14 protein-coding genes are annotated in these 15,114 nt (G+C 72.1%); 10 read left to right on the top strand and 4 right to left on the bottom strand.

From position 1 onward, the window contains the following. Nucleotides 1-15 precede the first annotated feature (15 nt). The 3 genes from cmk (at nt 16) to der (ending at nt 2,939) form a co-directional block, all read left to right on the top strand. Nucleotides 16-759 carry a (d)CMP kinase gene (gene cmk, locus CHF15_RS25760; protein ID WP_375821653.1) on the top strand — a complete coding sequence of 248 codons (744 nt, stop codon included), beginning with the start codon at nt 16-18 and terminating at the stop codon, nt 757-759. Beyond that, nucleotides 756-1,415, top strand: coding sequence for a lysophospholipid acyltransferase family protein (locus CHF15_RS25755; protein ID WP_089226260.1), 660 nt, complete (start codon nt 756-758; stop codon nt 1,413-1,415). Before cmk ends, CHF15_RS25755 begins: the two co-directional genes overlap by 4 nt. Nucleotides 1,416-1,481: 66 nt before the next feature. Next, nucleotides 1,482-2,939 (top strand): ribosome biogenesis GTPase Der, encoded by a 1,458-nt coding sequence (gene der / locus CHF15_RS25750; protein WP_089226259.1) that lies wholly within the window; start codon nt 1,482-1,484, stop codon nt 2,937-2,939. Nucleotides 2,940-3,128: 189 nt separating this feature from the next. Here der and CHF15_RS25745 read toward each other — a convergent pair whose 3' ends face one another. Next, a complete protein-coding gene (locus CHF15_RS25745) occupies nt 3,129-3,350 on the bottom strand; it encodes a hypothetical protein (RefSeq protein ID WP_245939041.1) in 222 nt (73 codons plus the stop codon). Nucleotides 3,351-3,551: 201 nt separating this feature from the next. Further along, on the bottom strand, nt 3,552-4,322 hold the full coding sequence (locus CHF15_RS25740; protein ID WP_089226257.1) for a hypothetical protein: 771 nt from the start codon (nt 4,320-4,322) through the stop codon (nt 3,552-3,554). A gap of 538 nt (nt 4,323-4,860) precedes the next feature. On the opposite strand from CHF15_RS25740, the gene CHF15_RS25735 reads away from it, so the two are divergent. The 3 genes from CHF15_RS25735 to CHF15_RS25725 all read left to right on the top strand — a co-directional run bounded on the left by CHF15_RS25735 (nt 4,861) and on the right by CHF15_RS25725 (nt 7,824). After that, nucleotides 4,861-5,487 (top strand): LysM peptidoglycan-binding domain-containing protein, encoded by a 627-nt coding sequence (locus CHF15_RS25735; protein ID WP_089226256.1) that lies wholly within the window; start codon nt 4,861-4,863, stop codon nt 5,485-5,487. Between the two features lie 112 nt (nt 5,488-5,599). Then, a complete protein-coding gene (locus CHF15_RS25730; protein WP_089226255.1) occupies nt 5,600-6,100 on the top strand; it encodes a transglycosylase family protein in 501 nt (166 codons plus the stop codon). 383 nt (nt 6,101-6,483) lie between these two features. Continuing rightward, a complete protein-coding gene (locus CHF15_RS25725) occupies nt 6,484-7,824 on the top strand; it encodes a glycosyltransferase family 4 protein (protein ID WP_089226254.1) in 1,341 nt (446 codons plus the stop codon). An 85-nt stretch (nt 7,825-7,909) separates the two neighbouring features. Here the strand turns inward: CHF15_RS25725 and ctaD are convergent, their stop codons facing one another. Continuing rightward, nucleotides 7,910-9,616, bottom strand: coding sequence for an aa3-type cytochrome oxidase subunit I (ctaD, locus tag CHF15_RS25720; RefSeq protein WP_089226253.1), 1,707 nt, complete (start codon nt 9,614-9,616; stop codon nt 7,910-7,912). A gap of 316 nt (nt 9,617-9,932) precedes the next feature. Between ctaD and CHF15_RS25715 the strand changes: the two genes are divergently transcribed. From CHF15_RS25715 to CHF15_RS25705, 3 genes are all read left to right on the top strand, one after another. Then, nucleotides 9,933-10,841 (top strand): bifunctional DNA primase/polymerase, encoded by a 909-nt coding sequence (locus tag CHF15_RS25715; RefSeq protein ID WP_089226252.1) that lies wholly within the window; start codon nt 9,933-9,935, stop codon nt 10,839-10,841. Between the two features lie 4 nt (nt 10,842-10,845). Next, entirely contained in the window at nt 10,846-11,235 is a 390-nt protein-coding gene (locus CHF15_RS25710; protein ID WP_089226296.1) for a DUF779 domain-containing protein, read from the top strand. Nucleotides 11,236-11,453: 218 nt separating this feature from the next. Next, nucleotides 11,454-11,669 carry an I78 family peptidase inhibitor gene (locus tag CHF15_RS25705; RefSeq protein ID WP_089226251.1) on the top strand — a complete coding sequence of 72 codons (216 nt, stop codon included), beginning with the start codon at nt 11,454-11,456 and terminating at the stop codon, nt 11,667-11,669. Between the two features lie 117 nt (nt 11,670-11,786). Here the strand turns inward: CHF15_RS25705 and CHF15_RS25700 are convergent, their stop codons facing one another. Then, entirely contained in the window at nt 11,787-12,788 is a 1,002-nt protein-coding gene (locus CHF15_RS25700; RefSeq protein WP_410169662.1) for a phosphatase PAP2 family protein, read from the bottom strand. 659 nt (nt 12,789-13,447) lie between these two features. Here CHF15_RS25700 and CHF15_RS25695 point away from each other — a divergent pair. Continuing rightward, a complete protein-coding gene (locus CHF15_RS25695; RefSeq protein ID WP_089226249.1) occupies nt 13,448-15,076 on the top strand; it encodes an MFS transporter in 1,629 nt (542 codons plus the stop codon). Nucleotides 15,077-15,114: the final 38 nt, after the last annotated feature.

Here is a 15,114-nt window from a genome sequence, read left to right as displayed (position 1 = left end):
GGTAACCTTGTGGGGATGGCATTGCGCCAGCCGTGTACCTGCTCCACGCACAAGGAAGGTCCCCCGACTGTGTCGAATCCGGTGATCGTCGCGATCGACGGCCCCTCGGGCACTGGCAAGTCCAGCACTTCGAAGGCGGTCGCGGCCAAGCTCGGCCTGAGCTACCTGGACACCGGCGCGCAGTACCGGGCGATGACCTGGTGGATGCTGAGCAACGGCGTCGACGTGAACGACTCCGCCGCCGTGGCGACCGCCGCCGAGAAGCCGGTGATCGTCTCCGGGGCCGACCCGGCGGCGCCCACGATCACGGTGGACGGTGTGGACGCCTCCGGCCCGATCCGCACCCAGGAGGTCACCGCGGCGGTCAGCGCCGTCAGCGCGGTGCCGGAGGTGCGCACCCGGCTGGTCGGGCTGCAGCGCGACGCGGCCGCCGGAGCGCCGGGCGGCATCGTCGTCGAAGGCCGGGACATCGGCACCACCGTGCTGCCCGACGCCACCGTCAAGATCTTCCTCACCGCCTCCGCGGAGGCCCGCGCCGCCCGCCGCGGCGGCGAGCTGAAGGCCACCGGCGGTGCCCAGGTCGACCTGGTGGCGACCCGCGAGGCCCTGGTGCGGCGTGACGCGGCCGACTCCGGCCGCAAGACCTCCCCGCTGGCCAAGGCGGACGACGCCATAGAGGTCGACACCAGTGAGCTCACCCTCGACCAGGTCATCGAGTGCGTCGTCACCCTGATCGAGGAGAAGCGGGCCGCTTCGTGAGGGACACTTCCGCGGTTCCGGGGCCGAAGGGCGTGGCCGTCGGCCGCCGCCTCGGCATCGGGATCATCAACAGCCTCTGGCGCCCCCGGGTGCTCGGCGGCTGGCGCCTGCCCGCCACGGGGCCGGTGATCCTGGCCGTGAACCACTCGCACTACGTGGACGGGCCGGTGCTCATGGGCACCTGCCCGCGCCCGGTGCACTTCCTGATCAAGAAGGAGGCCTTCATCGGGCCGCTGGACCCGTTCCTGCGTGGGATCGGCCAGCTCCCGGTGGACCGCCACAGCACCGACCGCACCGCGGTGACCAGCGCGCTCGGCGTGCTGGAGCGCGGCGGGGTCCTCGGGATCTTCCCCGAGGGCACCCGTGGCGAGGGCGACTTCGCCGACCTGCGGGCGGGCCTGGCCTACTTCGCGGTGCGCTCCGGCGCGCCCATAGTGCCGGTCGCGGTCCTCGGCACGTCCCGGCCGGGACGGCTGATCCGCGGCCTGCCGCCGGTGCGCGGCCGGGTCGACGTCGTCTTCGGCGACCCCTTCGACGCCGGCGACGGGTCCGGGCGCCGTACCCGTACGGCACTGGACGCCGCCACCGTGCGCATCCAGAAGCACCTGACCGGCCACCTCGAGTACGCCCGGCGTACCACGGGCCGCGCCTCCTAGCGCCGGCCTGACCCACACTGGGGCGTGCAAGCCCCCGCACATTTGACGATCGACGGAGAAGCTTTCATGGACATCGAGAACGAGTACGGCGAAGTCGGCGCGCTCGACGACGCCGATTACGCCGAGTTCATGGAGCTCGCCGCCGAGGAGGGGTTCGACCTGGACGAGGTCGCGGGCGACCTCGCGGCGGCGGGCCACGGCCCGCTGCCGGTCCTCGCGGTCGTCGGCCGCCCGAACGTCGGCAAGTCGACACTGGTGAACCGGATCATCGGCCGCCGTGAGGCGGTCGTCGAGGACCGCCCCGGCGTCACCCGTGACCGCGTGACCTACGAGGCCGACTGGAACGGCCGCCGCTTCAAGGTCGTCGACACCGGCGGCTGGGAGCAGGACGTGCTGGGCATCGACGCGTCCGTGGCCGCGCAGGCCGAGTTCGCGATCGAGGCCGCCGACGCCGTGGTCTTCGTGGTGGACGCCAAGGTCGGCTCCACGGACACCGACGAGGCCGTGGTCAAGCTGCTCCGCAGGGCCGGCAAGCCGGTCGTGCTGTGCGCCAACAAGGTCGACGGCCCCTCGGGCGAGGCGGACGCCGCCATGCTGTGGAACCTCGGCCTCGGCGAGCCCTACCCGGTCTCGTCGCTGCACGGCCGCGGTACCGGCGACCTGCTGGACGCGGTGCTGGAGGCGCTCCCCGAGGCGCCGATGCAGTCCTTCGGCAACAGCGTCGGCGGCCCCCGCCGGGTGGCGCTGATCGGCCGCCCGAACGTCGGCAAGTCCTCGCTGCTGAACAAGGTGGCCGGCGAGGAGCGCGTCGTCGTCAACGAGATGGCCGGCACGACCCGCGACCCGGTCGACGAGCTCATCGAGCTGGGCGGCAAGACCTGGAAGTTCGTGGACACCGCGGGCATCCGCCGCCGCGTCCACCTCCAGGAGGGCGCGGACTACTACGCCTCGCTGCGCACCGCGGCCGCCCTGGAGAAGGCGGAGGTCGCCGTCGTCCTGATCGACGCCGGCGAGTCCCTCGCCGAGCAGGACACCCGCATCATCTCGCTGGCCGTCGAGGCGGGCCGCGCCCTCGTCATCGCCTACAACAAGTGGGACGTGCTGGACGAGGAGCGGCGCTACTACCTCGAGCGCGAGATCGAGAAGGACCTCGTGCAGATCCAGTGGGCACCCCGGGTGAACGTCTCCGCCCGTACCGGCCGCCACATGGAGAAGCTCGTCCCGGCCATCGAGACCGCGCTGGCGGGCTGGGAGACCCGGGTCCCCACCGGCCGCCTCAACGCCTTCCTGGGCGAGCTCGTCGCCGCCCACCCCCACCCGATCCGCGGCGGCAAGCAGCCCCGCATCCTCTTCGGCACCCAGGCCGGCACCAAGCCCCCGCGCTTCGTGCTCTTCGCCTCCGGCTTCCTGGAGGCCGGCTACCGCCGCTTCATCGAGCGCCGGCTGCGTGAGGAGTTCGGGTTCGAGGGGACGCCGATCCAGGTGTCGGTGCGGGTCCGGGAGAAGCGCGGACGCAAGAAGTAGCCCCTGCGCCTGCAGGGCATGCGGCCGCTCGTCCGGTCGTCCCCGCGGGGGCGGCCGGGCGGGCGCTTTTTCGTGGGGTACGGGGGTGCGGCGGCCGCGTGAAGTGGCCCTGCCGGGGCCGGACATGGCGCCGCCCGCCGGGTCGCCTCCATGGGGCGATCGGGCGGGCGGTTCGTCGTGCGGGGCGGGTCAGAGTCCGCCGTGCATGCGGTTCTCGGCGAGGCCCGGCGGGAGGGCGGGGAGGTCGCCCCGATGGCGGCCCGCGACGCGGTACGCGGAGTTGGCGCCACCGCGGTCGGCGAAACCGTTGAACTGCAGGTCCTCCTCGCCGGTACGGTCGCCGGGAAGGGTGCGGAAGAGCCTGCGGTACTCGGAGTAGAGCGCGTCGTAGATCGGCGTGCCCTCACTCACGGACGCATCCTGCGCGGTGCGCATGGGGGGAATGGGGCTTCGGTACTGGGCTCGTGAGGAAGCGTCAAAGGTGTGCACGTCGTGGCAACGAGCGGCTCATCTGCGGGGATGCGGGTCGTACGGATGAATCACGCATATGCACTGCCATAGGCCAAAGGCGCGTACGGCGGGCCGTACGCGCCTTTGGCCGGAGCCGGTGGATCAGGTGCCGGAGAGGGGCATCGTCGCCGCGACGAGGAGTCCGCGCCCGCAGGCGCGCTCGAGGGCGTCGCGCAGCAGGTCCTCGCGGGGCTGCTGGCCGATGGTGCCGTGCGGGGCGGCGTACACGTACACCTCGTTGGACCTGTGGACGGCCTGGCGCCAGCCCTCGCTCACCGCGAGCGGCTGGTGCGCCTGCCACCACGCGCCGGCGGAGCCGGGCTGGAGGATGGCGTGCAGCTGCCCCATGGCCAGCAGCACGGACCAGCCGGGCAGCGGGGACGGCGGCGTGGAGAGGTCGTTCACGGGGAGGAAGCCCTGCTCGATGAGGATCGGCAGGAAATCGTCGTCCGGACCGTTGTCGCCGGGGCGGGCGATCGGCCCGGTGGGCTCGATGACCAGGGCCGGGCACACCTCGTCCTTGACCAGGACGAGGCCGCAGGTGATGCCGAGCACCGCCTGCCGCGGCGCGGCCGCCGCCGTGGCACCGGCCGTCTCCTCGCCGGCGATGCTCTGCACCGCGCCCTGCAGTTGCTCCTCCGAGACCGGCACGACCTGGGAGGGGATGCACGTCGCATGGGCGAAGGCGAGCACCGCGGTCTCCTCCCCGACGAAGAGCACCGTGCTGGTGCGCTCCATGGAGGTGTCCCCGGGCGTGCGACAGGAGGTGCAGTCGTACGTGCCGGGCGCGCTGTCGCCGGCCAGCAGGCGTGCCGCCTCCTCATCGCCGATCTCGGCTCGTACCTCGTCGCTGACGTCGAGCATGGGCGGCACTGAAGCCTCCTTGGAAATGTACGGCTACGGGCTCCTTTGCCGGGCCTCGCCCGGCACATAGTGACAACGGCCGATCTGTGGCGGGAGTCACGGCCTTCTTGGCGCGTGCTCGCGCGTCCGCGTGCGGAGTGTGATCGGACGTGCGGAGCCGGTCACTCCTCGTCCTACCTTTCACCCCCGGAAGCCTCCGCGCCTATGAGACGGGTCACATGGCGCATATGCGCTGTAGGGATATGCCGCAAAAAACACCATCAATCCGGTGTCCTAAATAGGTCTTTACTCCCGGTAACCAGCAACTGGCCTGCAGCGTAGGGGATTTGTTTGGTGACCGAGCGCGACCCTGCCTAGATTTGCCCGCCGTGTGCAGAGAGCACCGCCCGGGAGGGCTCGCACGGAGGACGGCCGAGGATCGGAAATCCATCGGCCGGCGAGCGAAGGGGGCGGGGACCGCGGCGGACGCGCGGGGCCCCCGTCCGTCGGGTGCCGTACCAGGGGTACGGCGCCATGGGGGAACCCCGGGTCCGTGGAGAGGGATTCCATGGCCGTATCAGCCAAGTACCGCCGGTCCGCAGTCGTAGCCGGCGTCACCGTTCTGACCCCGCTGGCCCTCATGGCCGTCGCGGGGCCCGCGAAGGCCGCCGACAACGGGGTCTGGGACCGCATCGCCGGCTGCGAGAGCGGCGGGAACTGGCACATCAACACCGGCAACGGGTACTACGGAGGACTGCAGTTCTCGGCCGGGACCTGGCGCGCCTACGGCGGCACCGCGTACGCGGCGACCGCCGACCGGGCGAGCCGGGAGCAGCAGATCGCCGTCGCCGCCAAGGTGCAGCGGGCGCAGGGCTGGGGCGCCTGGCCCACCTGCTCCGCCCGCGCAGGCGCCTACGGGAGCGCGCCCGGCCGCGGCAGCGCCCCGGCCGCGCCCAAGGCGAAGCGGCACACCGCCCCGGCGCCGGCGAAGCAGTCGCGCGGCACCGGCGGCCACGCCGACCGCGGCCAGAACCGGGTGAAGGGGCACGGCAACTACGGCGTCCGCGAAGGCGACACCCTGAGCGGCATCGCGGCCGCCCACGGGACGACCTGGAAGAAGCTGTACGCCGTCAACCGGTCCGTGATCGGCGCCGACCCCAATCTGATCCTCCCGGGGCAGCGGCTGTCGGTCTGACCCACCGCGTGCCCCGGCCCACCCGGCGGCCGTGCTCCGACCGGGTGGGCCCGGGCACGCACACGGCGCGGCGGGCGACGACGCCCGCCGCGCCCTGCCTAACCTGGCCCGCATGTTCCGTCCCCGCCGTCTCGCGGTGACCGCGCTCGCTCTGCTCGCCACGTGGGCTGCCCTCCCTCAGGGGGCCGCGCAGGCCGACGGGCACGCACCCGTCTGGCTGGAACTGGCGCACTGCGAGAGCAGCAACCGCTGGAAGACCAACACCGGCAACGGCTTCTACGGTGGGCTGCAGATCTTCCAGCCCACCTGGGTCGAGCACGGCGGTCTCGACATGGCCTCCAGGCCCGACCGCGCCACCCCCGACCAGCAGGTGACCGTCGCCGAGGAGATCCTCCGCGATCAGGGCTGGGAGGCCTGGCCCACCTGCGCGCAGCGCCTGCGGCTGTCCGGCCGGGCGCACGCCGTCCGGTCCGGCGAGACCCTGGAGACCCTGGCCCGGCGCTTCGACGTCAGCGGCGGCGCGGCCGAGCTGTACCGCCTCAACCAGGACGTCATCGGCTCCGACCCGACCCGGCAGCTCACCCCCGGGACACTCCTGCGTCTGCCGAAGTGAGCCCGGCGGGCACGCCGTGAGCGTGCCCTTCCCCGGCCCGCTCCCCGGCCCAACGCCCCACGCCCATGCCCGCGGCACCCTCCGTCACCCGGTGGGCCCTTTGCCCGTAGTCCGGTGGGGTGACACCGTGAACGGCGGCTCGGATGGCCGGGGCGACCGGGGAACGCAGTGGGGGGCGCGGGCGCCCCTCCGCACCGCGACCGGGCTCGCCGCCTGGAGGCGCGCGATCCGGGGAGGATGATCAGGAACCCACATGAACGTCACAGTGGGGACACAACGAGGAAACGGGAAGGTGAACGGGGACAACCTGTGGCTGCAGGAGGCCGTCTTGCCAGCACGAGGGCGGACACCGGTCCGTGGCGAGCAGGAGAACGCGGGGACGCATGCGCATTTCCATACTGATCCACAACGCCTACGGCGTCGGGGGCACCATCAGGACGACCTACAACCTGGCCGGTGCCCTGGCCGAGCGGCACGAGGTCGAGATCGTCTCCGTGTTCCGCCATCGTGACACACCCGTCTTCACCCTCGATCCGCGCGTCGGCCTGCGCCATCTGGTGGACCTCCGCCGCAAGAGCGACACCTGCGACCTCGGCGATCCGCTGTACGGCCGGCCCTCCTCGGTGTTCCCCTCGGGCGAGAACCGCTACGAGCAGTACAACGCGCTCACCGACCAGCGCATCGCCGCCCACCTGGAGTCCCTCGACGCCGACGTCGTCATCGGCACCCGCCCCGGGCTGAACGTCCACATCGCCCTGCAGGCCCCGCGTCACGTGGTCCGGGTCGCGCAGGAGCACCTGACGCTGGAGACCCACTCCGTACCGCTCATCCTCACGCTGCGCCGGCTGTACCCCCGGCTGGACGCCGTCACCACGACCACCGAGGCCGACGCCGCCGCCTACCGGCGCAGGCTGCGGCTGCCCGGGGTGCGGGTGGTCACCCTGCCGAACAGCGTCCCCGACCCGGGCGTCGCCCCCAGCACGCTGGACGCCAAGTACGTGGTCGCGGTCGGCCGGCTGGCCCCGGTGAAGCGCTACGGAGACCTCATCAGGGCCTTCGTCAAGGTCTCGGCGGAACGCCCGGACTGGGGTCTGCGGCTGTACGGCACCGGTGGGCAGCGCGAGAAGCTGAAGCGGCTCATCGAGCGCCTGGACATCGGCGACCGGGTGACCATGATGGGCACGGCCTCGCCGATCGAGCCGGAGATGGCCAAGGCCTCGCTGCTCGCGGTCTCCTCCAGCATGGAGTCGTTCGGCATGACCATCGTCGAGGCGATGCGGGTGGGGCTGCCCGTGGTCAGCACCGACTGCCCGCTCGGTCCCGGCGAGATCATCAGCGACGGGGTGGACGGGCTGCTGGTGCCCCCGCGGGACGTGGACGCGCTGGCCGCGGGGATTCTCCGGCTGATCAACGACGACGAACTGCGCCACCGGATGGGCAAGGCGGCCCTGGAGAAGGGCGCCCGGTACGACCCCGCGGAGATCGCCGCCGCCTGCGAAGCCCTGCTGGAGGACCTCGTCGCCCGCCGGGTGGGCGCCGCGGGCCGGTTACGAGCCGCCGGGCGTTACGTCGGCGGCCTGGGCGTGGGCGCCGCGTACTCGGGCCGGGACGTCGCCGGCGCGGCCAGGCGGCGGGCCCGCAGGCTGCGCAAGAAGCTGCGGAACAAGGTGCGGGCCAAACTCCGCGCGAGGGGCCGCAAGGACGGATCCCCGGCGGGCATCTGACGACACGGCCCGGCGCGGGCCCCCGGCCCGGCGGGGGCCGCTGCGCGGGCGGGGGCGGTGCGAGGTCGTACCGCCCCCGCAGCGGTCAGTCGTGGCCGCCGGCACCGGGCTCGACGGCGTCACGGCGCCCGGTGGACCGTGCCTGGTCGAGGGCGGCGACGTCCGGGTGGTGCAGGTCGAAGGCGGGGGACTCGGAGCGGATCCGCGGCAGCGTCGTGAAGTTGTGCCGCGGCGGCGGGCAGGAGGTCGCCCATTCGAGGGAACGGCCGAAGCCCCAGGGATCGTCGGTCTCCACCCGCCGGCCGTGCCGGGCGGTCCACCACACGTTGCAGAGGAACGGCAGGGTGGACAGGCCCAGCAGGAACGCCCCGATCGACGAGATCGTGTTGAGCACGGTGAAGCCGTCCGCCGCCAGGTAGTCCGCGTACCGCCGGGGCATGCCCTCCACGCCCAGCCAGTGCTGGACGAGGAAGGTGGTGTGGAAGCCGACGAAGAGCGTCCAGAAGTGGATCCTCCCCAGCCGCTCGTCGAGCAGCTTCCCGGTGAACTTCGGCCACCAGAAGGAGAAGCCGGCGAACATCGCGAAGACCACCGTCCCGAAGACCACGTAGTGGAAGTGGGCCACCACGAAGTACGAGTCGCTGACCTGGAAGTCCAGCGGGGGCGAGGCGAGGATCACCCCGGTGAGGCCGCCGAACAGGAAGCTCACCAGGAAGCCGACGGCCCAGAGCATCGGTGTCTCGAAGGACAGCGAGCCGTGCAGCATCGTGCCGATCCAGTTGAAGAACTTCACCCCGGTCGGCACCGCGATCAGGAACGACAGCAGCGAGAAGAACGGCAGCAGCACGGCGCCGGTGACGAACATGTGGTGCGCCCACACCACCATCGACAGCCCGGTGATGGCCATCGTCGCGCCGACCAGCGTCGTGTAGCCGAAGACCGGCTTGCGGGAGAACACCGGGATGATCTCGGTGATGATGCCGAAGAACGGCAGCGCGATGATGTACACCTCCGGGTGGCCGAAGAACCAGAACAGGTGCTGCCACAGCAGCGCCCCGCCGTTCGCGGGCTCGAAGACCACCGAGCCGAAGCGCCGGTCCGCCTCCAGCACCAGCAGTGTCGCCGCCAGCACCGGGAAGGCCAGCAGCACCAGGACCGAGGTGAAGAGCACGTTCCAGGTGAAGATCGGCATCCGGAACATGGTCATGCCCGGTGCGCGCATCCCGACGATCGTCGCGACGAAATTGACCGCGCCGAGGATGGTGCCGAAGCCCGCCAGCGCCAGCCCCATGATCCACATGTCGGCGCCGATCCCGGGCGACCGGGTCAGGCTGTTCAGCGGTGCGTAGGCGAACCAGCCGAAGGAGGCGCCGCCGGTCGGCGTCAGGAAACCGCCCAGCACGATGAGGCCGCCGAAGAGGAACAGCCAGTACGACAGCATGTTCAGGCGCGGGAAGGCGACGTCGGGCGAGCCGATCTGCAGCGGCATGATCTCGTTCGCGAACCCGGCGAAGGTCGGGGTGGCGAACAGCAGCAGCATGATCGTGCCGTGCATCGTGAACAACTGGTTGAACTGGTCGTTCGTCATCAGCTGCAGACCTGGGCGGGCGAGCTCGGCGCGCATCAGCAGTGCCATGAACCCGGCGGCGAGGAAGAAGCAGAAGGACGTGATCAGGTAGAGGTGGCCGATCTTCTTGTGGTCGGTGGTGGTCAGCCAGTCCACCATCAGCCGTCCCGGCCGCCGGGGCGTCGCCGCCCGCCCGGCCGCGGTCTGCGCTGTGTACGTCCCCATCGGCGCGCTCCCTCGCGGTAGGAGATCCTGCCGGGACCCGGTCTTCCGTACTCGATCTTCCGTACAGTCTCGGGCAGACGGCCCATCAAGTGACGGACCGGGACGCGACGGCCGTGACGCGTCGTCGACGGGCGGCGCCGGACGCGTCACCATGGGGGTGGCCTGGCCCGGCGGGAACGCGTGCGTGAGGGCGCGTCAGGCACCGGGTGCCGGGCGGGCCGGGAGCCCGTCCGAGCTGCTCGGCGCGGCATTGAGCGGACGGTCGAACGAAAGTACGATAAAGGGGCCATGCCGTAGCGCATCGAGGGGGCACCCCGTGACGCATCCGGACCACGACCGCGCGCTGGAGTGCGCGCTCGCCGCCGCGCGGCGCGGCTTTCCCGTCATCCCGCTGTCGCGGACCAAACTCCCGGCGGTCCGTTCACCGCACCGGGGGGAGACCGCCCGCGGTATGTGCCGCGGCCAGTGCGGACGGTTCGGTCACGGCGTGCACGACGCCGCCACCGAGCCCGCCCGGATAGCCGAGCTGTTCGCGGCTGCGCCCTGGGCCTGCGGGTACGGGATCGCGTGCGGTCGCTCGCCGCACTACCTGATCGGCCTCGACCTGGACCGCAAGGACGGCGTCGACGGCGTGACCGACCTGGTGGACCTGGCCGCCCGGTGGGGCTTCGCCGTGCCGTGGACGCGCACGGTGATCACCCCGAGCGGCGGCCGGCACCTGTGGCTGCGCGGCCCGGCGGAGGTGGTCGTGCCCAACTCCGTGCGCCGGCTCGGCAACGGGATCGACGTGCGCGGCAGCGGCGGCTACCTCGTGGGACCGGGTTCGGTCACCACGGCCGGCCTCTACCGCTGGGACCCGCCGACGGCCTCGATGCCGCCGGCCGTCGTGCCCAAGCGGCTGCTGCGGCTGCTGCTGACGACCCCGCAGCGCCGGCCCGTGCGCGCGGCGGCGGGCCCGGGGGCGGGCCCGGGGGCGGGCGGGAGCACGGCCGAGCCGCTGATCCGCTTCGTGCTCGGCTCGTCGGTGGGGGAGCGCAACGAGCGGCTCTTCTGGGCCGCCTGCAGGGCGTTCGAGAACGGGCACGGGGACCGGGTCGCCGAGGAGATGGTCGGAGCCGCCGTCAGCACGGGACTGTCGGAACGCGAGGCTGAGTCGACGGTGGGATCCGCCCGCCGGCATGTCCTCGGGGGGTCTGGCGGGCGGCGCTCGGCGGGGGCACTCTGACCCCATGACCTCAACCGCACCGAGGGCCGGCCGGGTCGCCGTCACCGAGGAGGCCGCGGGGCTGCTGCGGCGTCTCGCCGACCAGCACGGCCCGTTGATGTTCCACCAGTCCGGCGGCTGCTGCGACGGCAGCTCGCCCATGTGCTATCCGCTGGGGGAGTTCCTCACCGGGGACTCCGACGTGCACCTCGGCGACCTCGACGTCCCGGGCGTCGACCCGGTGCCGGTGTGGATGTCGCGCGACCAGTTCGCCTACTGGAGCCACACGCATCTGACGATCGACGTGGTGCCGGGGCGCGGCAGCGGCTTCTCGCTGGAAGCGCCGACGGGCAACCGGTTTCTGATTCGGTCCCGGCTGCTGACGGACGAAGAGCTGTCGACGCTGGGGGCGTGATGTGAGGGAAGTGTGTGGACCGTTTCCCGGAATTCCGCCGCGGCCGGCCCGGCCGGTTTTCGGCGGTCGCGTCGGTGAATTCGGCGGGCGATTGGAAAAGTCGCCCCCAAAGAGTGAACGGTGCACGCCAAACGCTGTCCTGGATTCTGTGACAGAAGTGTGACGATCAAGTCGGCCGTGCCTTCCGTCACGGCTCGTGTGCGCCTACCGTTGCTCACATGGCAACCGATCCGACCGCCGCACGGCAACCGCAGGACGAACCGGACAGCTACGTCGGCCTCTCCGCCGACGACGCCGAACGCCGGGCCACCGAGCACGGCTGGAGCACGGTGCGCGCCCTGCCGCCGGGCGCGGTCATCACCATGGAGTACCGGGTGGGCCGGCTCAACTTCACCGTCGAGGGCGGCCGGGTGACCCGCTGCTGGAGCGGCTGAGGTCCCTCCGTACGGGCCCCGCACGACGAAGGCCCCGACCGCACCTCTCGGGTGCGGCCGGGGCCTTCGTGCGGGTGCGGACGGGGCGGGAGGCGTGCGTACCTGCCCCGTGGGCGCTCAGCCGGGGGTGCCGCGGCCGCGGGTGACTCCCGCCTGGCCGACGGCCGGGCGGCCCGGCCGGTCGGCGGACGGGCGGCGGCTGCCGGCCGGGGTCACCGGGGTGCGCTCGTGGCGGGTGGTGTGCGGGCGCGCCGGGTGGTGCGGTATCCCCGACGCGGGCGTCGTCGCGCGGCCGCTGAGAACGACGGGCTCGAGTACGCCGTCCGGGTTGTCGGAGAGCTGCGCGGAGGCCATCGCCGTGTCGGCGGAGGGGGCCGTGGCCGGTGCCCGGCCGGTGCCGCGGCGGCGCGCCCAGGCGGCCGTGATCCGTTGCTCGGCCGAGGCCATCAGGGGCTCGAACCAGGGCAGTGCCAGCAGGATCAGCAGGCCGGCCGCCCAGCCGAGCAGGACGTCGCTGACCCAGTGGGTGCCGAGGTAGATGGTGGTCATGCCGACGCCCAGCGCCAGCAGCGCCGCGATCACGGAGGTGACCCGGCGGACCCACGGGGTGGTGGCCAGATAGGCCAGGACCCCCCAGGTCACCACGGCGTTCGCGGTGTGACCGGAGGGAAATATATCGCCGCCGGCGAAGAGTTCGGCCGATCCGGCGCTGGTCGCGTAGTGCGGGCCGAGCCTGCCCAGGCCGTACTTCACCGAACCCACGGTGACGTTCAGCAGCAGCAGTGACGTGCCCAGCACGAGCAGCGGGTGCAGGGTGCGCTGGCGCCAGGCGCGCCAGCCCAGCCAGGAGGCCACGATCACGGCCGTCGGGCCGCGTTGGCCCAGGACCACGAAGTAGTCCAGGAACGCGTGGATCTGTGGCCACTGCTTGTACGGCCGCCACATCATGACCTGCCAGTCCAGGGTCACGAGCTTGGACGTGGTCAGGACGGCTACGACGATGGCCACATAGGCCACGAGCGTCGAGCCGAACAGCAGCACGCGTGTCCGGCTCATGCCCGGGGGAGCCTGGGCTGTCGCGGGCTCCTCCATGAGGCGAAGCTTGTCATCGGTACGCACTCAATCGACGTTACAGCGTGTGATGGCGGAGTTCGGCCGGAGGGACGGGTTCGTAATGACGATGTGATGTGGACTGCGTCTCACTCCACCCAATGGAGGTAGTGCTGTCATGCGCATTGAGCCGAATGCGGGAACTCCTTGATTTTATGTTTCGAAGTGCTTCCGGAGGATCTTGGGAAATCGCATGTTCGATTTCCGCACGCCCTGTTTATCTTTGATTTGCCGTCACTTCCCCTGGAGTTCGCCCGGCCTTGGGCCGGCCCGCCCCGGTTCCGTGCGGCCCGCCCGTCGCGGGTCCGGACGCACGTCGGTGACCTGGCCGGATTTCCGATCGGCGGGCGCGTGAACGCACCCGGCGGGCGTACGTGTTGAACCGTGCGCCCCTTGTCCGCCGTGCGTACGACCGGAACGGGCGGGTACACGTCACCGCGTGGACGCCCCGACGACCGCCCCGCGGGCACCGGAAATGTCCGGCACATCTCCGGTGCATGGCCGGCACGTGACCACGGCCACGTGGGAACGTGACCTGCGCCACCCACCATCGGCGCGGACTCGCGTAGTCTGACGACTTCACTCGCCCCGTCTCACTGGGTTCCCCCGGGACCGTCCCCCTCGTCCTGCCCAGGGACACCGCGAGCGCACCGCTGGGAGGTACGTACATGACAGGGACGTCCTCGGCCGGCATTTCCGGGCCGGCCGCCGTCCCACGGCACACTCGGCCGGTCAACCGCTGGACCGTGCTGATCGTCCTCTGCGTCAGTCTGCTGCTCGTCGCCCTCGACGCGACCGTGCTGCACGTCGCCGTTCCCGCGGTGAGCGAGGACCTGCGCCCCGGCGCGATAGCGCTGCTGTGGATCGTCGACGCCTACCCGCTCGTCGCCGCGTCCCTGCTCATCCTCTTCGGCACCCTCGGCGACCGCGTCGGAAGACGCCGGATCCTGCTGCTCGGCTACACGATCTTCGCGGCCGCCTCGGCGGCGGCCGCCTTCGCGCCCGACCCACGCGTCCTCATCGCGGCCCGCGCCCTGCTCGGCGTCGGCGGCGCGATGATCATGCCGGCCACGCTGTCGATCCTCCGGCAGGTCTTCCCCGACCGCCGGGAGCGGGCCGTCGCCATCGGTGTGTGGAGCGCCGTGGCGGCCGTCGGCGCCGCCGTCGGTCCGGTCCTCGGCGGCTTCCTCGTGGAGCACTTCTGGTGGGGCTCGGTCTTCCTGATCAACATCCCGCTGATGGCCGTCATCCTTCCGGTGGCCCGCTGGCTGCTGCCGGAGTCCCGCGGTGAGCTGGACGGCCCCTGGGACGTCCTGGGCGCGGTGATGGCCGCGCTGGGCATCCTCGGAGCCATCCTCGGCGTCAAGCGGATCGGCGGCGGCGCCGCACCGTACGAGCCCTCCGCGCTGGTCCCGCTGCTCGTGGGCCTGGCCCTGCTGGTGCTGTTCGTGCGCCGGCAGCGCAGGCGCGAGCACCCGCTCATCGACATAGGCATGTTCGTCAGGCCCGCCTTCGGCACCTCCGTGGGCTGCATCGTGCTGGCGCTGCTCGCCCTCGTCGGCCTCGAACTGATCGCCGTCCAGTACCTGCAGCTGGTCCTCGGCCTGAGCCCCCTGCAGACGGGGCTGCGGCTGCTGCCGCTCACCCTCGCCGCCATGGGCGCCGGCCTCCTGGGCTCCCGGATGCTCGGCGGCTTCGGGCCGCGAGCCATGGTGAGTTCCGGTTTCGTCCTCACCGCGTGCGCGGTGCTCGTGCTGACCCTCATGGGCCAGCACGACCGCCCGGGCGTGCTCACCGCGGGCTTCGTCCTGCTGGGCTTCGGGCTGGAGACCACGCTCTTCGGGGCGTACGAGTCCATGCTCAGCGACGCCCCCGCCGAACAGGCGGGCGGTGCCGCCGCGATCGGCGAGACCTCCTACCAGCTGGGTGCCGGCCTCGGCATCGCCCTGCTGGGCAGTGTCATGAACGCCGCCTACGCCCCCGGCGTCGCCCGGGTCCCCGGGGTGCCGGCGGACGCCGGCGCCTCGGCCGGCAAGTCGCTCGGCGAGGCCTACGAGGTCTCCGACCACCTCGGCGGTTCCGCCGGGGCCTCACTGCGGCACGCCGCACGGCACGCCTTCGTCCACGGCATGCACATCACCCTGGTGGTCAGCGCGGGCCTGCTGCTGCTCGGCGCGGTCGCCGCGCTGCGGCTGCCCCGCCGCATGGAGTGCGGCACGGCGGCCCAGCGGCCGGCCGCCCCCGGCATCCCGTCCCCGCGCGAGCACGCCCTGGCCGGGGCCGACGTGTCGCGCTGAGCACACCGTCGGGGGCTTTACCCGCCCCCGCCACGGAA

The organism is Actinacidiphila glaucinigra (genome assembly GCF_900188405.1).
In the GTDB taxonomy this organism is placed as follows: domain Bacteria; phylum Actinomycetota; class Actinomycetes; order Streptomycetales; family Streptomycetaceae; genus Actinacidiphila; species Actinacidiphila glaucinigra.
The sequence above is the reverse complement of the archived record's forward strand: the minus strand, read 5'-3'. Positions and strand labels throughout refer to the sequence as shown.